This is a genomic window from Massilia sp. 2TAF26 (genome assembly GCF_052115005.1).
Lineage (GTDB): Bacteria > Pseudomonadota > Gammaproteobacteria > Burkholderiales > Burkholderiaceae_D > Telluria.
In genome coordinates this window covers 224,188-245,298 of record NZ_JBFRFV010000007.1, presented here as the reverse complement: position 1 = coordinate 245,298, position 21,111 = coordinate 224,188, and the positions used below count along the sequence as shown (strand labels likewise).

Below are 21,111 nucleotides of genomic sequence, written 5' to 3'. Positions count from 1 at the left end.
ATCGCCCAGGTCGCCAACGGCCAGCGCGAGAAACTGTCCGTGTACGGTGGCGACTACCCGACCCCGGACGGCACCGGCATGCGCGACTACATCCACGTGGTCGACCTGGCGATCGGCCACGTCAAGACCCTCGACAAGCTGGCCCAGGGCGCCGGACTGCATACTTACAACCTGGGCACCGGCAATGGCAACAGCGTGCTGGAAATGGTGCATGCCTTCGAAAAGGCCTGCGGCAAGCCGATTCCGTATCAGATCGTAGACCGTCGCCCCGGCGACATCGCGAAGTGCTACGCCGACCCGACCCGCGCGCGCGAGGAACTCGGTTGGACGGCGAAGCGTGACATCGCGCAGATGTGCGCCGACTCCTGGCGCTACCAGACTACCCCAAAATGAGCATGAGGACCGAACCATGAAAGCGATGATTCTTGCAGCAGGCAAAGGCACCCGCGTACGTCCGCTGACCTATGACCTGCCGAAACCGATGATCCCCGTGCTGGGCAAGCCCGTGATGGCTTACCTGATCGAACACCTGCGCAAGCACGGCGTGTCTGAGATCATGGTCAACGTCAGCCACCTGCACGAAAAGATCGAGGAATACTTCGGCGAGGGCGAGCAGTTCGGCGTCCAGATCGGCTACTCCTTCGAAGGCTATACCAAGGAAGACGGCGAAGTGGTGGCGGTGCCGATCGGCTCGGCCGGCGGCATGAAGAAGATCCAGGAATTCGGCGGCTTCTTCGACGACACCACCATCGTCCTGTGCGGCGACGCCCTGATCGACCTCGACCTGAAGGCGGCCCTGCTGGAGCACCGCCGCAAGGGGGCGATGGCCACCGTGATCACCAAGGAAGTGCCTTGGGACAGGGTGTCGAGCTATGGCGTGGTGGTCACCGACCAGAACGGCCGCATCACCCAGTTCCAGGAAAAGCCGAAGCAGGAAGAGGCGCTGTCGAATTTCATCAGCACCGGCATCTACATCTTCGAACCCGAAGTCATCGACCTGATCCCCTCCGGCGTGGAGTTCGACATCGGCTCCCAGCTGTTCCCGCTGCTGGCGGAGAAGGGCATGCCCTTCTATGCCCAGGGCCGCCCGTTCAACTGGCTGGACATCGGCAGCGTGTCGGATTACTGGGAAGTGCTGCAGAACGTGCTGACCGGCGAAGTCAATCACATGGACGTGCCCGGCATCGAGATCGAGCCCGGCCTGTGGGTGGGCCTGAACACCAGCATCGACTGGAACGGTACCACCATCAAGGGCCCGGTCTATATCGGCTCGGGCGTCAAGATCGAGGCCGGCGCCACCATCATCGGCCCGACCTGGATCGGCCATGGCAGCCACATCTGCGAAGGTGCCGAAATCGTCCGTAGCGTGCTTTTCGAATATACTCGCGTGCTTAACGATGTGACATTGCACGAGATGATCGTCTTCAAGGACTACAGCATCGACCGCGCCGGCGAGATGAAGCACTCGTCCGAATACAGCTCCGACGAGTGGCTGAACGCCCGCGACCGTCGCCGCAGCCGCCGCAAAGACGGCGCGGACGAGACAGATTCCCCATTAGAGAAAATTAGCGCATGAAAATTTATCCAGTCATCCTCTCCGGCGGCGCCGGCACCCGCCTGTGGCCGCTCTCGCGTGCCCTGATGCCCAAGCAGCTCTTGCCGCTGGTCACCGACAAGACCATGCTGCAGGAGACCGCTTTGCGGGTCCGCGGCTGGCCGGGGTTGATGGCGCCGCTGGTCGTCTGCGGCAACGAACACCGTTTCCTGGTTGCCGAGCAACTGCGCGAGGTGGGCATCACCCCGAGCGGCATCCTGCTCGAGCCGGTCGGCCGCAACACGGCCCCGGCCGTGACCGCGGCCGCGCGCCACCTACTGGCCGAGGATCCCGAGGCCATCATGCTGGTGCTGCCGGCCGACCACGTGATCGAGAAGAACGAAGCCTTCCGCCTGGCGGTCGAGCGTGCGTACCAGATGGTGCAGGACGGTTCGCTGGCCACCTTCGGCATCGTGCCGAGCGTGCCGGAAACCGGCTACGGCTACATCCGCCGCGGCGAGCCGCTGCCGGGCGTTGATGATTGCTACAAGATCGAGCGCTTCGTCGAGAAGCCCGACCGCAACACGGCCGAAGCTTTCGTGGCCGATGGCGGCTTCTACTGGAACAGCGGCATGTTCATGTTCCGCGCCGACCGCTTCCTGGCCGAGATCGAGCAGCACGCGCCCGAGATCGCCAGGGCGGCGGAGCAGGCCATGAGCAGCGCCTACCGCGACCTCGACTTCTGCCGCCTGGACGAAGCCGCGTTCACGGCCTGCCCGTCGGATTCGATCGACTATGCTGTCATGGAACATACCCGTGACGGCGTGGTGGTCGCCGCCGACATCGGCTGGAGCGACGTCGGTTCCTGGTCGGCCCTGGCCGACGTGCAGCAGGCCGATGCCCACGGCAACGTGCAGCGCGGCGACGTCTACCTGGACGGCGTCAGCAATTCGCTGGTGCGCGCCGAGAGCCGCATCGTGGCCGTGGTCGGCGTCAAGGACCTGGTCGTGGTGGAAACCTCGGACGCGGTGCTGGTGGCGCACAAGGACCAGGTCCAGCGCGTCAAGAACATCGTCGACCACCTGAAGGTCCAGGAGCGCACCGAGCACCTGTATCACACCCGGGTCTACCGTCCCTGGGGCTTCTACGAAGGCATCGATGCCGGCGAGCGCTTCCAGGTCAAGCGCATCTGCGTCAAGCCGGGCGAGAAGCTGTCGCTGCAGATGCACCACCACCGCGCCGAGCACTGGGTCGTGGTGTCGGGCACCGCGCGCGTCACCTGCGGCGACAGCGTCAAGCTGCTGGCCGAGAACGAGTCGACCTATATTCCGATCGGCATGACCCACCGCCTGGAAAACCCGGGCAAGCTGCCGCTGCACCTGATCGAGGTGCAGTCGGGCAGCTACCTGGGCGAAGACGACATCGTGCGTTTCGAGGACGTCTACCAGCGCGCCTGACCCGTTCGCCTGAATCACATTCGCCTTGATCACGCCGCCCGCGCACCAGCGCCGGCGGCGTTCTCTTTTCCGCAGGTCTACAGTGCGTACATCATCATGCGTCAGGCATACAATGCCTTGACTCGAACCGATGGGGGACTCCCATGAAGACGATCATTGCGGCGGGCGGCATGGTGCTGGCGCTGGCCGGCGGCCTTGCGCGTGCAGGCGATATCATCGGCGGCTCCAGCCTGCTGGACGACGGCCGCCAGGCCCAGCTAGAGCGCTGGCTCGGCAAGGGCGAGTTCAACCTCGACAAGGTCTACACCTTGCGTCCGGGCGATACCTCGGCCACCTTCCACCAGGCCGCCGACGGCAGGGGCGCAAGCTTCACCCTGCTCGACGTGACCAACAGCAGCGGGCAGAGCTTCCTGGTGGGCGGCTACAACCCGCAGAGCTGGTCGTCCACCGACGGCTGGCACGAGACCGAGCGCGACTTCCAGCGCACCGCCTTCCTGTTCAACTTCACCACGCCGGCGGTCTACCGCCAGGTGCCGACCAGCTACGAGCTGCCCAGCCAGGGTCTGCGCCAGACCTTCAACGACATCCTGTTCGGCCCCGTGTTCGGCTCCGGCCCCGACCTGCTGGTCAATGACGACCTCACCAAGGCCTTGTCCTGGCAACTGAGCTATGGCAATCCGATGAACGAGGGCATGAGCATCATCGACGGCAGCCTGGGCGGCCAGGCCGTCACCGTGAATGCGATGGAAATCTTCGCCATCGTCCCGGTGCCGGAGCCAAGCGCCGGCGCGATGCTGCTGGCCGGGATCGGCATGCTCGCCGCGTTCGGACACTGGCGCCAGCGCAAACGGGCGTAAATTGTCCTCGTTGCAAGTTGTGGCATGATGAAGGGATGAGATCGATCCGACGTTTTCTTCCCTTCCTGATGCTGGCGGTCAGCGCCGGCGCCCATGCCCAGTTCACCAGTGCCCCCAGCCTGCAGCCGGCGCAACTGGCCGTCGTCATCAACGATGCCGAGCCGAACAGCGTCAAGATCGGCGAGTACTACCGCAAGCGGCGCGGCATCCCGGAAGCCAACGTGGTCCACGTCAGCATTCCGGACAAGCCGCACGAGATCAGCTTCGAACGCTTCCAGGAACTCAGGGAAGAGATCGACAGCCACCTCGGCCCGGACATCCAGGCGGTGCTGATGGTCTGGACCGCGCCCTACAGGGTCGAGTGCAATTCGATCACCGGCGCCTACACGCTGGGCTTCGATCCCTCCCAGTGCGCCAAGACCTGCGCCAGCGGACGCTCCAGCCCTTACTTCAACTCCAGTTCCACACGGCCCTATACCGACCTCAAGCTGCGCCTGTCGATGCTGCTGCCGACCGAATCGGTATCGGAAGCCAGGGCGCTTATCGATCGCGGCGCCTCGGCCGGTTTCCGCGTCGTGCCGGCCACCGCCTATTACCTGGTCACCTCGGAAAAGGCGCGCAACTCGCGCGCCGGCTTCTTCCCGCCGCCGGGCCGTATCGAGTCCAGGAAACTCAGCACCAAGACGATCCAGGGCGATGTGCTGGAAGGCGCGAAGGACGTGATGATCTACGAGACCGGCATGGCCCAGGTGGACAAGCTGAATACCCTGCATTTCCTGCCCGGCGCCCTGGCCGATCACCTGACTTCGCTCGGCGGCGACCTGCTGGGAGAAGGGCAGATGAGCAGCCTGCGCTGGCTGGAGGCGGGCGCCACCGCCAGCTACGGCTCGGTCAGCGAACCCTGCAACTACTGGCAGAAATTCCCCAATCCGACCGTGCTGCTCAAGCATTACGTGCAGGGCAATAGCGCGATCGAAGCCTACTGGAAGAGCGTCGCCTGGCCGACCCAGGGCCTGTTCATCGGCGAGCCGCTGGCGGCTCCCTACCGCAAACGGCCGCGCTGACGGCCGTCCCCCTTCCGTTTCCCGAGCGGTGAAGCGGATTGGTCCGTACGGACTAATCCGTGGTCATGATGTTGTCAATTTGTGCATTTAATATTGATTTGTTAAGTGTTTCACTGACAACCGCATCCACTTCGGGAACCCACATGACCCAACGTTCATTCTTTCAAGCTCCAGGCCGCCTGACCGTGCTCGCGGCCCTGCTGGCCAGCCTGTCGGCGCCGGCCTTCGCCGGTGACGGCGGCCCCATCGTCATCAGCCAGGTCTACGGCGGCGGCGGCAACGGCGGCGCCACCTATCAGAACGACTTCGTCGAACTGTTCAACCGCAGCGGCGCCCCTGTCACCCTCGATGGCTGGAGCATCCAGTACACCTCTGCCGGCGGCAACAGCTGGGGTAGCAACAAGGTCAACATTCCCAAGGTAACCCTGGCTGCGGGACAGTACTACTTGATTCAGCTGCAATCCGGCGGCGCGGTCGGCGCCGCGATGCCGGCCGCGGACGCCTCATCCGGCAGCGTCAACATGAGCGCCAGCGCAGGCAAGGTCGCGCTGGTCAGGAGCCAGACCGCTCTGCCGACGGTCGCCAATCCGAATCCGACCGACCAGCCCACGCTGGCCGACCTGGTCGGCTTCGGCACCAGCGCCACCGGCTACGAAGGCACTGGCCCCACCTCGCCGAACCTGTCGAGTTCGCTCGCCGCGCTGCGCAAGGACGGCGGCTGTGCCGATACCGACGATAACAAGAACGATTTCGTCAACGGCACGCCGGCGCCGCGCAACACCGCCAGCGATCTGCATGTCTGCAGCGGCACTGGCGGCGGCACCCCGCCGGCCGCGCCGATCGTCCTGAACTGCCCGGCCACCGTCAGCGGCGGCCTCGGCACCGCTTTCTCCGGCGCCCTGAGCGCATCGGACAGCGACAGCATCGTCAACGCCGCCGTCATCGCCAGCGGCGCCGTGAGCGGCATCAGCCTTACCGACTTCGCACCGGCCGCCGCCGCCGGCGGCAGCGCCTCGGTCAAGCTGTCGGTCGCGGCCAACGTGCCGGCCGGCCTCTATCCGGTGGTGGTGAGCTTCAGCAACGACGCCAGCCAGAGCAACAGCTGCACCGTCAACGTCTCGGTCGCCGGCCAGCTGACGATCCCGCAGATCCAGGGCAGCGGCGCCACCAGCAAGTACGCGAACACCGTCCAGACCACCAGCGGCGTGATCACCAAGAAGCTCAGCGGCGGCGGCTTCTTCATCCAGGACCCGAACGGCGACGGCGACCCGACCACCTCGGACGCCATCTACGTGTTCGGCGCCGCCACTGCCGGCAACGTCGGCGACATGGTGCGCGTGACCGGCACCGTGACCGAATACAAGCCGAGCGGCGCGACCCGTTCCTACACCGAACTCACCAGCGTCACCGCGGTCACCGTCACCGGCAGCGGCTACACCATCGCCCCGACCAATATCCAGCTGCCGGACGCCGACCTCGCCAACTACGAAGGCATGCTGGTGCGCTTCGTCGGCCCGCTGACCGTGAACGGCAACAGCTACCTGGCCGACCGCGGCGAACTGGTGCTGTCGAACGGCCGCCGCGAAACCGCCACCAACCGCTATCGCCCGGGCACCCCGGAAGCGATCGCGCTGATCAAGGCCAACGACCGCAACATGGTCGTCCTCGACGACGGCATCTTCACGACCCCGCCGCAGATTCCCTACCTGGCCGACGACAAGACCGTGCGCACCGGCGATACCGTGAACGACCTGACCGGCGTGCTCGACTTCGGCGCGATCGGCGGCGGCGGCGCCGCGTTCAAGGTGCAGCCGACCGAGACCCCGCAGATCAGCCGCACCAATGCGCGCCTGGACAAGCCGGAAGTCGCCCCGGGCAACGTCAAGGTCGCCAGCGCCAACGTGCTGAACTTCTTCACCACCTTCACCGACGGCACCGATGTCGAGGGCCGGACCGGCCAGGGCTGCAAGCTCGGCAGTTCGACCAGCAAGAGCAATTGCCGCGGCGCCGACAGCCTGGCCGAGTTCGTGCGCCAGCGCGACAAGATCGTCAACGAGCTGAAGGGCATGGATGCCGACGTGGTCGGCCTGATGGAAATCCAGAACAACGGCGACTATGCGGTCAACTACCTGGTCGGCCAGCTCAATCAGGCGGTCGGCTATCCGGCCTACGCCGTCGTGCCGCAGCCGCCGGCCACCGGCACCGACGCGATCCGCGTGGCGATGATCTACAAGCCGGCCGTGGTGAGCCTGGTGGGCGCTTCGATGTCCGACAACGCCGCGATCAACAACCGTCCGCCGATGGCCCAGACCTTCAAGTCGGTCGCCAACGGCGCCAGGTTCTCGCTGATCGTCAACCACCTGAAGTCGAAGGGCAGCTGCAGCGGCGCCGGCACCGGCGACAGCGACAGCGGCGACGGCCAGGGCTGCTGGAACGCCACCCGCGTCAAGCAGGCACAGCAGCTGGTGAGCTTCATCAACCAGGTGGTGGCAAGCTCGGGCGATCCGGACGTGCTGGCGGTGGGCGACTTCAATGCCTACGGCCAGGAAGATCCGATCGTCTACCTGAACGGCCAGGGCATGGTCAGCGAGCTGGAGCGCTTCGTGCGTCCGAACGGCATGCCGTACTCCTATGTGTTCGACGGCCAGAGCGGCTACCTCGACCACGCGCTGGCCAGTACCTCGCTGGACAAGCAGGTGGCCGGCGTGACCGAATGGCATAACAACGCCGACGAACCGGATGCGATCGACTACAACCTGGAAGGCAAGGCCGGCAACGACCCCTACGTGAACAACGCCTTCCGCGCCTCCGACCACGATCCGGTGATCGTCAGCCTGAACCTGGCGCCGGTACTGACCGACGTGAGCGCCAGCGTGAAAGCGGTGCAGTCGGGCTTCACCGTCAACCGCATCACCAACAAGTACAGCGGCTCGGTCACCTTCACCAACATCGGCGCTGCGGCGCTGAGCGGTCCCCTGCAGTTCCTGCTGCAAGGCCTGCCGGCCGGCGTCACGCTCGACAACAAGAGCGGCACCAGGGATGGTGCGCCGTATGTGACGCTGCCCGATGCGTCGCTCGCCGCGGGCGCCTCGGTGACGGTCAGCGTGACATTCAGCAACCCGAACAAGGTCACGATCTCGTACACGCCGAAGCTGTACAGCGGCTCGTTCTAACCCACCGAATCAAGGATCAAACAAGATGGCAACTCTGAAATCGCTCCTGACCAGCTCGCTGCTGGCACTGACCATGGCCTGCGGCGCCGCCCTGGCCACCCCGATCACCTACCACGTGGACCTGACCACCAAGTCCTTCGCCGCCGAAGGCAGCGGCTACCTGGAGCTGTCGCTGGCCGGCCCGGGCACCGGGGTGCCGACCTCGGCCTTCATCAGCAAGCTCACCGGCGTCGGCAGCGGCACCACGCTGTTCGGCGACGCGTCCGCGGCGGGCAACGGCTTTACCTTGCGTGCTCCGGACGGCGCGCTGTGGCAAGCCGTCACCTTCGGCGGCCTGCTCGGCTTCGACCTGACGCTCGATGTCGGCGATACCGGCAGCGACTTCAGCCGCTTCAGCGTCGCCTTCGTGAACCAGGAGCAGACGGATTACCTCACCGGATCCGTGGTCCAGATCGACCTGTCCGCCGGCGCGCCGCCGCAGATCCAGGGCAGCGACATCGCGTTCGTCACCGAAGGCGCCGGCGGCGGCAACACCGACGTGCCCGAACCGGCCGACTGGGCCCTGGTCATGACCGGCCTCGGCCTGATGGGCCTGATGCAGCGCCGCCGCGCCTGACCCGGGCAGCGGCTGCAATCACCCGCCTGTCCGCGAGGGCAGGCGGGTTTTTTGTGTCTTGTATGTATCCTTTTCGCCACTTTTGCCGCGCCCTCGCCGGCCTGTTCCGGACGGGTGAAGCCCGCTTCCCTCTAGGGTTTGCGCGCTTTTCTCATTTATTCGGGAAAGATATCAATCTCCAAGGCAAATCATATTGTTCAGTTCATCTTGCTTGGTGCATATTAAAATCATTCCTGTTCCCGCAGACCCAGCAATGTAGACCGAGTTCCATGGCAGCACACATTCTCGTGGTCGACCCCGATCCCGCCATCCGCCGGCTGCTCGAGCTGAACCTGAGCAGCGCCGGCCACCATGCCGCCAGCTGCCTCGACGCCGAGTCGGCCCTGGTGCTGATGGACGACAGCCTGCCCGACATGCTGCTGCTCGAGTGGGACCTGCCCGGACAATCCGGCGAGGCGCTGATCCGCCGCCTGCGCGCCCAGGCGCGCACCCGCGAGCTGCCGATCATCATGGTGTCCGGCCGGATCGGCGAGCACGACAAGATCCTGGCACTGGAATCGGGCGCCGACGATTACCTCGGCAAACCCTTCAATCCGCGTGAGCTGCTGGCGCGCATGGGAGCGGTGCTGCGGCGGCGCATCCCGCACGTGTCGAGCGAGACCGTGCAGATGGCCGGCCTGCGCCTCGATCCCGGCACCCAGCGCGTGATCGCCGGCTCGCGCCTGCTGGCGCTGGGACCGGTCGAATTCCGCCTGCTGAACTTCCTGATGCACCATCCGGAGCGCGTGCACACCCGTTCCCAGCTGCTCGACAAGGTCTGGGGCCGCCATGCCGTGCTCGACGAGCGCACCGTCGATACCCACGTCGGCCGTCTGCGCAACGCCCTGCAGCCCAGCGGCCACCAGGAACACATCGAAACCGTGCGCGGCACCGGCTACCGCTTCGTGGCCTGGAACGCGCGTGTCGACTGGTCCGAGGTCGCCTGAGTTCGCGCGTGGACGCGGTCGTCATCCTCAGCCGGCAGGAGCAGGAATACCTGCTGCGCGCCGTCGAATCCGGCCTGCGGGTGGCCAGCATGCGCCAGTTCTTTCTCTGGACCCAGGGCCAGCTGCAGGCGCTGCTGCCGCACCAGGTGATGGTGGCGCTGCAGTTCGCGCCTTCGGGTGCGCTGCGCCGGCTGGAATGCCTGCATGCGACCCTGCTGCCGGCCGATGCCGAAACCCTGCTGGCAGACTGCCGCGACGGCCTGGCGCTGCGCATCGCCCGCCACTGCATGCGGGGCGGCAGGTTGCCGGCGCTGGCCGACCTCGGCGCGGATGAGGCGGACGGCAGGCGCGGCCCCCTGGCCGGTTTCGGAACGGAGTTGCGGGAAGCCGGCTTCGACAGCGTGCTGGTGCACGGCACCGGGCCGCTGGCGGACGGGGCAAGCGTATTCCTGCTGTTCGGCCTGCCGATGCGGCCGGGGCCGCGGCATGCCTATTTCCTGGAATTGCTGCTCGCCCACCTGCACCTGGCGCTGCTGCGCCTGCCGGTGTCGGAAGCGCATGCCGCCGGCCGGCCGCCGCGGCCGCTGAGCGCGCGCGAAACCGAGATCGTCGGCTGGCTGCGCGAGGGGAAGAGCAATGAAGAGATGGCGCTGATCCTCGGGATCAGCGCGCTGACCGTCAAGAACCACCTGCAGCGGATCTACCGCCTGCTCGGGGTCGGCAATCGCGCGCACGCTCTGGCGCGCTGCCTCGAACTACGCCTGCTGGAAGCCTGAGCCTCCGGCAAGAATCAGATGCTGCTGCTGGTGTCGCCGGCTGCCTGGCCGGCGGCGGCGCGGCGCATCGCATCGTAGCGGTAGGCTTCGGCGTTGCCGTCGATGATGCGCGGGCTCTTGCAGCCATCGGCGGCGCAATCCGGCGCCGGCATGGTGGCAGCGACCTGGGATGCAGTGCCCGACTGTCCGGACACGAGCACGGCGGCAGCGGTCTGGGTCGGCTGGTCGGCCTGGCCACCGCCGCAGGCGGCGAGGATGACGGCGACGACGAGGGCGGAAACGGAGCGGAAGGCGTGAAGTTTCATGGTGCGGAAGAGGGTGCGTTCGACAGATGATCTATTGTAGGCAGGAAATTTTCCGCGACTCAATATTTTTTTCGTTAATTTAGTGCAAATATTGATGTTTTGAAAGATTTTTGTGTGGAAATAAGCGAAGTTGTGAGTAAATGCCGAAAGTGTGCTCGGGGAAATTTTAAGTGCACCAAGGCAACGTCGTGCTGATGCGACGTTTGCGTACTGACATCTGGAAAAACTGCATAAACAAATTCACATCCGCGGCAAGCTGTGTTATCGCTTCGGCACGTGGGAGGAGGAGGGCAGAAAAGGAGGGGAGTCGGCGCATCCCGGAGGCCGCGCCGGCGTTGCCGCGAAGGGATCAGCGGCGGCGGCGGGTGCCCGCGCCCACACCCAGCAGGCCCAGCGCCAGCAGGGCCGCGCTGGCCGGCTCCGGCACCTCGTTGCTGGGCAGGTCGGACAGGGCGATATTGTCCAGGCCGATCTGGGCCGGATTGCCGTCCAGGCCACCGCACTGGCCCTCCGCGTTGCAGCGGAAGCCGACGATCGCCAGTTCGATGAACTGTTGCTGCGAGAAGTCGAGGCCGCCGACGGCATCGGTCGCGTCGAAGTGCTGGAAGGCGATCGTGTCCGGGATGTTGAACTGGATGGTGTCGATGGTGGTCCCGTCGGCGCGCAGGCCGATCACTTGCAGCGCGGCCGGGATGGACGGGTACTGTTCGCCGAGGGCGGCGATGAAGCTGGCGTCCAGTCCGCTGAAGCTGAAGGTCGCTCCCGACACGTTCGGCGTGATGTCGATCAGGCCGCTGGTCAGCAGGTCGAAGTAGGTCGTCGTGTTATTGATCGGGCAAACGTTCGGACCGCAGCTGGCCAGGTTGCCGCCGTCGATGAAGCGGCCGATCAGGATCGTGTTCGGCGGCGCCACGCCACCCGGATCGAGGAAGGTGACCTTGTAGCCGTCCTGCACGAAGCTTCTCGTGTTGAGCGCCGGCCCGCTCTGGCCTTCGAAATCGATGACGGCCGCCTGGGCCACGCCGGCGGAGGCGATGGCAAGCACGGCAGCGCCGAAGATATGTTTGAGTACACCGCCGCGAAGTGTGGTCCTGATCATGGTTTGCCTTTTTTCGGTGGAGGATGCGCGGATGCGCGGCTTGCGGGACTGCCAAAAACTTGCCATAGAATATATCATTTAAGATAACTTTGTGTGGCAGATAACACACAAGCGAACGAACGGCGATATTCACATTCAGCCGAATAATATTTGAATTAACTAAGCATCTGTCGTGTAACAGGCGCTTATGAACGAAGGGTGCCGACGCCCCATCGGTACGCTTGACGCTGCGACGGGCCGGGGCGCATGATGGGTCCATGCGAACCCTGATCCCCTTATTGCTGGCGCTGGCCGCCTGTACCGCCTGCAGCGCCGCCGCCCCCGAGGCCCGGCAGGTGCCGCGCGGCACCCAGACCCCGCCGGCCGCCGCCGCAGGCGAACCGGGCGATACCCTTGCGCGCATCCGCGCCCTGGTCGGCACGCCGGACTGTTCCAGCGATGCGCAATGCCATACGCTGGCGCTCGGTGCGCGTCCCTGCGGAGGGCCCGAAAGCTACCTGGCCTGGTCCTCGGGCAAGACGCAGCAGGCCGAACTCCAGGCCCTCGGCGAGCGCTACAAGGAAGAGCGGCGCACCGCCAATGCGGCGGACGGCAGGGTCTCGACCTGCCAATACATGATGGATCCCGGCGCCGTCTGCCGCGCCGGCACCTGCCAGCTGGGCGGCAGCGGGGTTCTGCAGGCGCGCTGATTTCCCCGGCGATTCCCCTTGCGTGGCTGCATTATTCCTGGCTTTTTTCGGTTACAAGCCTGTGACGCATCGATACGTTTCCTTCGATTGTCGCAACTTGTGTTGCATAGTAAAAAAGAAATTGTCTGTGCGTCTAGGAGCATGGTAGCCTTGCACGGCTAGGCTTTCCAAAAGCACAAAGGAGTGGGGATGGTTTCAGAGAAGTACCGGGGCGCACACGGTCGTGTCGACAAGGCCCGCAGCGCAGGTTTCACGCTGCTCGAGCTGCTGGTGGTGATCGTCATCATCGGCCTGCTGGCCGCTTATGTCGGCCCCAAGTATTTCTCCCAGCTCGGCAAATCCGAAGTCACGGTGGCGCGCGCCCAGATCGAAGCCTTCGAAAAATCGCTCGACACCTACCGCCTCGACGTCGGCCGCTACCCGACCACCGAGGAAGGCCTGAACGCCCTGGTGGTGGCGCCGCCCACCGCCGCCGGCAAGTGGAACGGTCCCTACCTGAAGAAGGGCGTGCCGCCTGATCCCTGGGGCCACCCCTACCAGTACCGTGCGCCCGGCACCAAGGGCGACTACGAGATCGTCTCGCTCGGCAAGGATGGCCAGCCGGGCGGCACCGGCGACGCCGCCGACATCAGCTCGCAATAAGCGCGCCTGCCGTGCAGTTCGCGGTCCGCACCCTCGCTCCCGACATGAGCATCGCCAGCGTGGTGGTCGATGCCTCGGATGAAGCCGACGCCCGCCGCCAGGTCGAGGCGCGCGGTCTCTACGTCAGCGCGGTCGAACCGGCGCGCGCGGCCGGCTTCCAGCTGCGCCGGCGCGGCGGCAAGCTGTCGCTGGTCCTGTTCAGCGAGGAGCTGCTGGCCCTGCTGACCGCGGGCCTGGGCATCGTCGAGGGCCTCGAAGCCCTGCTCGAAAAGGAAGCCGGTCCGTCCACCCGCGCGGTGCTGGAGCGCCTGCTGGCCGGCCTGCGCGAGGGCAAGCGCTTCTCCGGCGTGCTGGCCGAGCAGCCGGCCCTGTTCCCGCCGCTCTACGTCGGCATCGTGCGTGCCGCCGAGGGCACCAGCGACCTGCCGCGCGCCCTCGAACGCTATATCGAATACCAGCAGCGCATCGATGCCGTGCGCTCGAAAATCGTCAGCGCCTCGATCTATCCGGCGATCCTGCTGGTGGTCGGCGGCGGCGTCTCGATCTTCCTGATGTCCTATGTGGTGCCGCGCTTCGCCGAGGTGTATCAAGGGGCCGGGCGCAACCTGCCGTGGATGTCGCGCCTGATGCTGGACTGGGGCCAGTTCGCCGGCCGCCACGCCGGCGGCCTGCTGCTGTCCTTCGCCGCCGCCATCCTGCTGGCCGGCTGGGGCATGCGCCGCGTGCTGCGCCAGGGCGGCGCCGCGCGCCTGCTGGCGAAGCTGCCGGGCATCGGCGAGCGCGCCCGCGTCTACGAACTGTCGCGCCTCTACCTGACCCTGGGCATGCTCAACGAGGGCGGCATCACCATCGTCAGCGCGATCGAGACCGTGCAGGGCATGGTCTCGCCCGGCATCGGCGCCAGCCTGCGCGCGGCCAAGGCGGCGATCGAATCCGGGCGTCCGCTGTCCGACGCCTTCGAGGCCAACGGCCTGACCACGCCGATCTCGCTGCGCATGCTGCGGGTGGGCGAGCGCACCGGCGACATGGGCCCGATGCTGACCCGCTCGGCCGCCTTCTACGACGGCGAGATCGGGCGCTGGATCGACCGCTTCACGCGCACCTTCGAGCCGCTGCTGATGGCCGCCATCGGCCTGGTGGTCGGCGCCATCGTGGTGCTGCTGTACATGCCGATCTTCGACCTTGCCGGAGACATGTCGTGACTGATTCGAACGCCGACATGTTCGCTCACTTCGATCCCGCCCTGCTGGCTCGCGCGCGCGCCCAGAGCCGCCAGTCGCAGCGTTCGCTGGTCGAGGAGCTGCAGTCCCTGTCCGGGCTGGAAGCACGCCAGATCGTGCGCCGGCTGGCCGAGCCCTTCGGTCTGACGGTCATGGAGACGGCCGAGATGTTCGGCCGGCAGCCGGCCTTCGACCTGCTGCCGCTGGCGCATGCGATGGCGCGCAACTGCGTCCTGCTGAAAGACGGAGAGGGGCAGCTGACCGGCGTGATCGCCGACCCCTTCGACCTCGACCTCCAGACCTGGCTGGCGGCGCAGGCCGGCTGCACGGCTGTGCGTCCGCTGCACCTGCGCCTGGCGCTGGCCGGGGACATCCAGGCCTATCTCGGCAAGCAGGAGGAATCGGCGCGCGCCGTCGATACGCTGGTGGGCGACAGCGACTCCGGGCGCCGCGACGGCAAGGCAGCCACGATGCTGTCCTTCGCCTCGGTGTCGGAGGGCGCCAGCCCGGCCGTCAAGCTGGTCAACTCGACCCTGTACGATGCCTTGAAGGCCGGCGCCTCCGACATTCATCTCGAGAGCACGGCCGGCGGCCTGGCCGTGAAATACCGCGTCGACGGCGTGCTCGATCATGCGGCCTCGGTGGGCGGCATCGAACTGGCCGAGCACATCATCTCGCGCCTGAAGGTGCTGGCCGAACTCGACATCGCCGAGCGCCGCATCCCGCAGGACGGCAGCTTCCGCGTGGAGTCCGGCGGCCGCGAGATCGACCTGCGGGTTTCCATCATGCCCAGCATCCACGGCGAGGACGCGGTCATCCGTATCCTCGACAAGCGCGCCATGATCGAGTCCTATGGCGCGCTGACACTGGAGGCGCTGGGCTTCGATGCGCCCTCGCTGGCGACCCTGCGCATGCTGGCCCAGGAAGCCTACGGCATGCTGCTGGTGACCGGGCCGACCGGCTCGGGCAAGACCACGACCCTGTACGCGGCGCTCACCGAGATCCACAATGGGCGCGAGAAGATCATCACCATCGAGGATCCGGTCGAATACCAGCTGCCGGGCATCCTGCAGATCCCGGTCAACGAGAAGAAGGGCCTGACCTTCGCCAAGGGCCTGCGCTCGATCCTGCGCCACGACCCGGACAAGATCATGGTCGGCGAGATCCGCGACCGCGAGACCGCCGAGATCGCGGTGCAGTCGGCCCTGACCGGCCACCTGGTGCTGACGACCGTCCACGCCAACAATGTGTTCGACGTGTTCGGGCGCTTCACCCATATGGGCATCGATCCGTATGCCTTCGTCTCGGCCCTGAACGGCATCTGGGCCCAGCGCCTGATCCGCATGAATTGCCCGCACTGCGCCGCGCAATACGAGCCGGACGACGCCGAGCTGGCCTCGGCGCACCTGCACCCGGAAGAGGTGGGCGACTACCTGTTCATGCGCGGGAAGGGCTGCGGCGACTGCCGCGGCACCGGCTACAAGGGCCGCCGCTCGATCGCCGAGATCCTGACCCTGAACGACGAGATCCGCGAGCTGATCGTCGACAAGCAGCCGATCCGCCGCATCAAGGCCGCGGCCGCCGCCAACGGCACCCGCAGCCTGCGCATGGCCGCGCTCGACCTGGTCAGGCGCGGCGCCACCACCATCGAAGAGATCAAACGGGTGACCCTGCATGCGTAGATGGCTGAGACCCTGGCTGGCGCAGGCGCTGCGCCTCGGGATCGCGCCCGACGGTCTGGCGCTGGTGCACACCAGCGCCTGGCAGCACGAGCGCGCCCTGCTGCTCGGACAGCTGCGCCTGGCCGCGGATGGCGCGTACACGGGCCTGGATGCGATCGCGGAGGCGCTGCCGCTGCTGCTGGATGAGCACGACGTGGCCGGCATGCGCGTGAGCGTGGTGCTGTCCGACGAACTGGTGCGCCTGTGGCAGGTTGCGCCCCCGGGCGGCGCGGCGCGGATGGCCGACCTGGAAGCCGCCGCCGCGCTGCGCTACCAGGCGCTGTTCGGCGCCGGCCTGGCCGGATGGAGCATCCGCGCCGACTGGAACGCCAGCCAGCCCTTCCTGGCCGCGGCCGTGCCGCAGGCCCTGCTGGCGCAGCTGCGGCAGGCCGCTGCCAGCCACCGCTTCCACCTGGTCGAGGTGGCGCCGCAATTCGTCGCCGCGCTGAACCAGTTCCGTTCGCGGCTGCGTCCTGGCGCCTGGTTCGGCCTGGTGCATGGCGGCGTGCTGAGCGTGGCGGCCTTCGAGGGCAGACAGCTGGCCGCGGTGCGTACCGCGCCGATTCCCGACGGCGCCGACCGCGACTGGCTGGAAAGCCACGTCGCGCGCGAGGCTCTGCGCGTGGGCCTGGGCCGCCCGGAGCGCCTGCAGGTCTGCGGCCCGGCGCCGCAAGGCTGGGCCAGCAGCGCCGGGCGCCTGAAGTTCGCCTGCACCCTGTTCGAGGACGAGCTCGATCCGCTGTGGCCGGACAGCGCGCGCCTGGCCATGACGGGGAGGGCGCCATGAAGAAGGTCCGCATCGATTTCGCACCGCCGGGCCTGGTGCGCAGCGTGTTCCGTACGCCGCGCCAGACCTGGGCCGCGGGATGGGCGCTGCTCTGCATCGCGTTCGCGCTGGGCGCCGCCAACGTCGGAATCGGCAAGCGGCAGCGCGAAATCGATCTGCTGCGCGCGCAATCGCAGGCGCGCACCCAGGCGCAGGCGCGGACGGTGGCGCCGGCCGTGGCCCGGCCGCCCGTGCCCGACGCCCAGGCGGCCGCGGTGAACGCCGCCGTGCTGCAGCTGAACTTGCCCTGGCGCGCGCTGCACGACGCCGTGCAGGCCGGCACGCCGGCCAGCGTCGCGCTGCTGGCCCTGGAACCGGACGCGCGCAGGCACAGCGTGCGCATCACTGCCGAGGCGAAGAGCAGCGACGACATGATCGCCTACGTCGGGCAGCTGCGGAAACAGGAATGGTTCAGCAGCGTCGTCCTGGCGCGCCACGAGATCAACGAACAGGATCCCAACCGGCCGATCCGCTTCCAGCTCGACGTGCAGTGGAGGGCGGCGCAATGAGCTCCCCATCCTTCGGCGGCCTGATGCTGCGCCTGCGGCTGGCCGTGCGCGCCAATCCGCTGCTGACGGCGATCGGGCTGGCCATCCTGGCCTGCCTCGCGGCGCTGGCCTGGACCCTGCACGCGGCCGTGCGGGCCGACCAGGAACACGATGCGCTGAAGGCGGCCGCGGCGCGCACGTCGAGCCCGGCATCAAAGGTGCCTGCGGCCGCGCCTGTGTCCGCGCTTCCGGCCGCGCCGCCGCCCGACACGCTGGACGCCTTCTATGCCGCCCTCGGCCCGCGCAGCTACGCCGAGCAACAGGTGAAGACCCTGTTCGCGCTGGCGGCGAAGAACGGCCTGTCGCTCAGCCAGGGCGAGTACAAGAGCGCCTACGACCGCAATGCGCGCTTCTACACCTACCAGGTGAACCTGCCGGTGAAGGGAAGTTATGGCGCCATCTGGCAGTTCGCGCTGGGCGCGCTGCGCGCGATCCCGTTCGCCTCGCTGGACGACATCGGCTTCCGCCGCGACAGCATCGGCGATCCGGTGGTGGAGGCGCGCCTGCGCCTGACCCTCTACCTGAAGGACGTTCCGGGAGGCGAGCGATGAAGCCGCGCCACCTGCTGCTGGGCGCGGCCCTGGCGGGCGCCGCGCTGCTGGCCATCTTCGGCGACCGCTCGCCCGAGGTCGAGGTGGCCGAGGCGGCGGAGCGGGCACCGCGCCCGCGTGCCGCATCACCTGTCCCATCCGCGCTCGCAGCGGCCACCGCGGCGGCCACACCGGCCGCGGCGGAGGGCTCCGGCGGACCGCGCATCCTGGCACTGATACCGCGCGAAGCCCTGGTCGGCGACAGCGAGGCCGCATTCCGCCAGGGCGAGAGCGGCGTGTTCGGACGCCAGGACTGGACGCCGCCGCCGCCGCCTCAACCCGCGCCGCCGCCTGCGCCGCCGAGCGCGCCGCCGCTGCCCTTCACCTTCATCGGCAAGGCGGTGGCCAACGGCGCCTGGGAGGTCTACCTGACGCGCGGCGACCGCACCTATGTCGTGCACGACAAGAGCCTGATCGACGGCACTTATCGCGTCGACGCCATCGCACCGCCCTTGCTGACCCTGACCTATTTGCCGCTGAACCAGGTTCAGCAGCTCAATATTGGAGTATTCGACTGATGCTGCGTCTGTCCCGTAACTTGGCGGTACCTCTTGCAGTCGCCATCCTGCTGGCCGGTTGCGCCGGCCAGGCGGCCTACCGCGAGGGCAATGCGCTGGTGGCCCAGGACAGGGTCGAGGCCGGCCTGCTGAAATACCAGGAAGCGGTGGCCGCCGATCCGGCGAATGCGGCCTACAAGACGGCCTGGCTGGGCGCGCGCGACAACGCCACCAACCGCCTGCTGACCCAGGCCGACCGCGAACTCGCCGACGGCAATGTGCAGCTGGCCCTGCAGGATTACCAGCGTGTGCTGGGCATCGATCCGGTCAACGACCGCGCCCGCGCCGGCCTGCGCCTGGTCGAGGCCGACCGCCGCCACGCCGTGCTGCTCGAGGACGCGCGCGCCGCCTTCGAACGCAAGGACTACGACGCAGCGCGCCAGAAGCTGGGCGCGATCCTGAGCGAGCGCCCCAGCCACGAACCGGCGCGCCGGCTGCTGGCCGAGGTCACGGAAAAGACCACGGCGGCGCCGGGCGAGGCGGCCCTGGCCCAGGCCTTCAGGACGCCGATCAGCCTGGAATTCCGCGATGCCCCGATCAAGCAGATCTTCGAAGTCATCGCCCGCCATTCGGGCCTCAACTTCCTGTTCGACAAGGACGTCAAGACCGACCAGCGGGCCTCCATCTTCCTGAAGAACAGCACCGTCGAATCGGCGGTCTACTACCTCCTGATGACCAACCAGCTCGAGCGCCAGGTCATGGACGGCAACACCATCCTGATCTACCCGAACATCGCGGCCAAGCAGAAGGAATACCAGGAGATGACGGTCAAGACCTTCTTCCTGGCGAATGCCGACGCGAAGAGCATCGCCAACACGCTCAAGACCATCCTCAAGTCGCGCGACGTGGTGGTCGACGAGAAGCTCAACCTGGTGATCCTGCGCGACAGCCCGGAAGCGGTCAGGCTGGCCACCCAGCTGGTCCAGCTGCAGGACGTGCCGGAACCCGAGGTCGTGCTCGACGTCGAGGTGCTCGAGGTGCAGCGCAACCGCCTGCTCGATCTCGGCGTCGACTGGCCGACCGCGCTGTCCTTCGCGCCGCTGAAGAACCTGAACGACGTCCCTCTCACCATCGACCAGGTGCGCGGCCTCAATGCCGGCAATATCGGCGTGACCGGCGTGTCGGCGACCATCGCCGCCAAGAAGACCGACGGCGACGCCAACACCCTGGCCGCGCCGCGCATCCGCGTGCGCAACAAGGAAAAGGCCAAGGTCGTCATCGGCGACAAGCTGCCGACCATCACCACCACCATCTCCTCGGGCGTGGGCGGCTTCGCCTCCGAGTCGGTGAATTACGTGGACGTCGGCCTGACCCTGAACGTCGAGCCGACCATCTACCTGAACAACGAGATCGGCATCCGCATCTCGCTCGAGGCCAGCACCCTGGTCGACACCATCCAGACCAAGACCGGCACCACCGCCTACCGCATCGGCACGCGCTCGGCCGCCACCATGCTGCAGCTGAAGGATGGCGAGAACCAGGTGCTGGCGGGCCTGATCAAGAACGACGAGCGCAGCAGCGCCACCCACCTGCCGGGCCTGGGCGACCTGCCGCTAGTCGGCCGCCTGTTCGGCAGCCGCCAGGACACCCGGGACAAGACCGAGGTGGTGCTGTCGATCACGCCCCACCTGGTGCGCAACATCCAGCGTCCGGCCGCCGGCGCCGCCGAATTCAATGCCGGCACCGAGGCCAGCTTCCGGCGCCGTCCGGACCAGGCGGTGCGCCTGCCGGCCACGCTGCCGGGCCGTCCGCAGCTGTCCGCGCCGGCCTCGCCCGTCGCTGCACCGGCGCCGGTGCCCGCGCCTGCACCTGCGCTTGCGCCGGCGGCGATGGTGCCGGCCACCAGCGTCAACATGGGCGGTCCGCCGCCATCCGCGCCGCCCTCGAGTCCTGCCACCGCGCTGCCGCCGACGCCCGAGGTGCAGGCCGTGCCGCTGCCCCAGCCCGACGTGACGCCGGTGCCGTCCCGCCAATGATGCGTCGCGCGCGCGGCTTCACGCTGATCGAGCTGCTGGTCACGCTCGCCATCCTGGCCCTGCTCGGGGCCATGGTGGTGCCAGCCGCCAGCATGGCCGCGCAGCGCCGCCACGAGCAGGACCTGCGCCTGGCCCTGCGCGAGATCCGCCAGGCCATCGACGCCTACAAGAAGGCCAGCGACGAAGGCCGCATCGCCAAGGCCGTGGGCGCGACCGGCTATCCGCCCAGGCTGCAGCTGCTGGCCGACGGCGTGGTCGACCAGCGCAGCCCGAAGAAGGCGAAGATCTACTTCCTGCGCCGCCTGCCGCGCGATCCCTTCGCCGCCGACCCGGCGCTGGACGATGCCCAGACCTGGGGCAAGCGCAGCTATGCCAGCGAGGCCAAAGAACCGAAGGAGGGCGACGACGTGTACGACGTGTATTCGCTGTCCGGCCGGGTGGGCCTGAACGGCATCCCCTACGGCAGGTGGTGAAC

21 protein-coding genes are annotated in these 21,111 nt (G+C 67.3%); 19 read left to right on the top strand and 2 right to left on the bottom strand.

What is annotated here, in order from left to right:
- From AB4Z32_RS10235 to AB4Z32_RS10195, 9 genes are all read left to right on the top strand, one after another.
- The coding region (locus tag AB4Z32_RS10235; protein WP_442121734.1) for a GDP-mannose 4,6-dehydratase at positions 1 to 393 on the top strand (393 nt) is incomplete at its 5' end.
- A gap of 16 nt (positions 394 to 409) precedes the next feature.
- A complete protein-coding gene (locus AB4Z32_RS10230; protein WP_442121733.1) occupies positions 410 to 1,576 on the top strand; it encodes a sugar phosphate nucleotidyltransferase in 1,167 nt (388 codons plus the stop codon).
- Positions 1,573 to 2,991: a mannose-1-phosphate guanylyltransferase/mannose-6-phosphate isomerase gene (locus AB4Z32_RS10225; protein ID WP_442121732.1), complete on the top strand. Its 1,419-nt coding sequence runs from the start codon at positions 1,573 to 1,575 to the stop codon at positions 2,989 to 2,991. The genes AB4Z32_RS10230 and AB4Z32_RS10225 overlap by 4 nt, the downstream gene beginning before the upstream one ends.
- A 143-nt stretch (positions 2,992 to 3,134) precedes the next feature.
- Positions 3,135 to 3,848 (top strand): PEP_CTERM-anchored TLD domain-containing protein, encoded by a 714-nt coding sequence (locus tag AB4Z32_RS10220; RefSeq protein WP_442121731.1) that lies wholly within the window; start codon positions 3,135 to 3,137, stop codon positions 3,846 to 3,848.
- Positions 3,849 to 3,883: 35 nt separating this feature from the next.
- Positions 3,884 to 4,912, top strand: a complete 1,029-nt coding sequence (locus AB4Z32_RS10215; RefSeq protein ID WP_442121730.1) for a TIGR03790 family protein — start codon at positions 3,884 to 3,886, stop codon at positions 4,910 to 4,912.
- A gap of 143 nt (positions 4,913 to 5,055) precedes the next feature.
- Positions 5,056 to 8,085, top strand: coding sequence for an ExeM/NucH family extracellular endonuclease (locus tag AB4Z32_RS10210; RefSeq protein WP_442121729.1), 3,030 nt, complete (start codon positions 5,056 to 5,058; stop codon positions 8,083 to 8,085).
- A 25-nt stretch (positions 8,086 to 8,110) separates the two neighbouring features.
- Positions 8,111 to 8,701 (top strand): NF038129 family PEP-CTERM protein, encoded by a 591-nt coding sequence (locus tag AB4Z32_RS10205; protein WP_442121728.1) that lies wholly within the window; start codon positions 8,111 to 8,113, stop codon positions 8,699 to 8,701.
- Between the two features lie 269 nt (positions 8,702 to 8,970).
- Positions 8,971 to 9,687 carry a winged helix-turn-helix domain-containing protein gene (locus tag AB4Z32_RS10200; protein ID WP_442121727.1) on the top strand — a complete coding sequence of 239 codons (717 nt, stop codon included), beginning with the start codon at positions 8,971 to 8,973 and terminating at the stop codon, positions 9,685 to 9,687.
- Positions 9,688 to 9,695: 8 nt separating this feature from the next.
- The gene (locus AB4Z32_RS10195) at positions 9,696 to 10,463 is read left to right on the top strand and encodes a LuxR C-terminal-related transcriptional regulator (RefSeq protein WP_442121726.1); all 768 of its coding nucleotides are present in this window, start codon (positions 9,696 to 9,698) and stop codon (positions 10,461 to 10,463) included.
- Positions 10,464 to 10,477: 14 nt separating this feature from the next.
- On the opposite strand, the gene AB4Z32_RS10190 is transcribed toward AB4Z32_RS10195, so the two are convergent.
- Complete coding sequence (locus AB4Z32_RS10190; RefSeq protein WP_442121725.1) at positions 10,478 to 10,768, bottom strand: hypothetical protein; 291 nt, start codon at positions 10,766 to 10,768, stop codon at positions 10,478 to 10,480.
- Between the two features lie 349 nt (positions 10,769 to 11,117).
- Positions 11,118 to 11,867 (bottom strand): NF038120 family PEP-CTERM protein, encoded by a 750-nt coding sequence (locus tag AB4Z32_RS10185; RefSeq protein WP_442121724.1) that lies wholly within the window; start codon positions 11,865 to 11,867, stop codon positions 11,118 to 11,120.
- Between the two features lie 257 nt (positions 11,868 to 12,124).
- Between AB4Z32_RS10185 and AB4Z32_RS10180 the strand changes: the two genes are divergently transcribed.
- From AB4Z32_RS10180 to AB4Z32_RS10135, 10 genes are all read left to right on the top strand, one after another.
- Entirely contained in the window at positions 12,125 to 12,556 is a 432-nt protein-coding gene (locus tag AB4Z32_RS10180) for a hypothetical protein (RefSeq protein ID WP_442121723.1), read from the top strand.
- 189 nt (positions 12,557 to 12,745) lie between these two features.
- Complete coding sequence (gene gspG, locus AB4Z32_RS10175; RefSeq protein WP_442121722.1) at positions 12,746 to 13,198, top strand: type II secretion system major pseudopilin GspG; 453 nt, start codon at positions 12,746 to 12,748, stop codon at positions 13,196 to 13,198.
- 11 nt (positions 13,199 to 13,209) lie between these two features.
- The gene (locus AB4Z32_RS10170) at positions 13,210 to 14,400 is read left to right on the top strand and encodes a type II secretion system F family protein (protein ID WP_442121721.1); all 1,191 of its coding nucleotides are present in this window, start codon (positions 13,210 to 13,212) and stop codon (positions 14,398 to 14,400) included.
- A gap of 17 nt (positions 14,401 to 14,417) precedes the next feature.
- Positions 14,418 to 16,100, top strand: coding sequence for a GspE/PulE family protein (locus tag AB4Z32_RS10165; protein WP_442121744.1), 1,683 nt, complete (start codon positions 14,418 to 14,420; stop codon positions 16,098 to 16,100).
- Positions 16,093 to 16,926: a hypothetical protein gene (locus AB4Z32_RS10160; RefSeq protein ID WP_442121720.1), complete on the top strand. Its 834-nt coding sequence runs from the start codon at positions 16,093 to 16,095 to the stop codon at positions 16,924 to 16,926. The genes AB4Z32_RS10165 and AB4Z32_RS10160 overlap by 8 nt, the downstream gene beginning before the upstream one ends.
- Entirely contained in the window at positions 16,923 to 17,474 is a 552-nt protein-coding gene (locus AB4Z32_RS10155) for a PilN domain-containing protein (protein ID WP_442121719.1), read from the top strand. The genes AB4Z32_RS10160 and AB4Z32_RS10155 overlap by 4 nt, the downstream gene beginning before the upstream one ends.
- Entirely contained in the window at positions 17,471 to 18,064 is a 594-nt protein-coding gene (locus AB4Z32_RS10150) for a hypothetical protein (RefSeq protein WP_442121718.1), read from the top strand. Before AB4Z32_RS10155 ends, AB4Z32_RS10150 begins: the two co-directional genes overlap by 4 nt.
- On the top strand, positions 18,061 to 18,621 hold the full coding sequence (locus tag AB4Z32_RS10145) for a hypothetical protein (RefSeq protein WP_442121717.1): 561 nt from the start codon (positions 18,061 to 18,063) through the stop codon (positions 18,619 to 18,621). The genes AB4Z32_RS10150 and AB4Z32_RS10145 overlap by 4 nt, the downstream gene beginning before the upstream one ends.
- Positions 18,621 to 20,636: a secretin N-terminal domain-containing protein gene (locus AB4Z32_RS10140; RefSeq protein WP_442121716.1), complete on the top strand. Its 2,016-nt coding sequence runs from the start codon at positions 18,621 to 18,623 to the stop codon at positions 20,634 to 20,636. Before AB4Z32_RS10145 ends, AB4Z32_RS10140 begins: the two co-directional genes overlap by 1 nt.
- A complete protein-coding gene (locus AB4Z32_RS10135; RefSeq protein ID WP_442121715.1) occupies positions 20,633 to 21,109 on the top strand; it encodes a type II secretion system protein in 477 nt (158 codons plus the stop codon). The genes AB4Z32_RS10140 and AB4Z32_RS10135 overlap by 4 nt, the downstream gene beginning before the upstream one ends.
- Positions 21,110 to 21,111 lie beyond the last annotated feature (2 nt).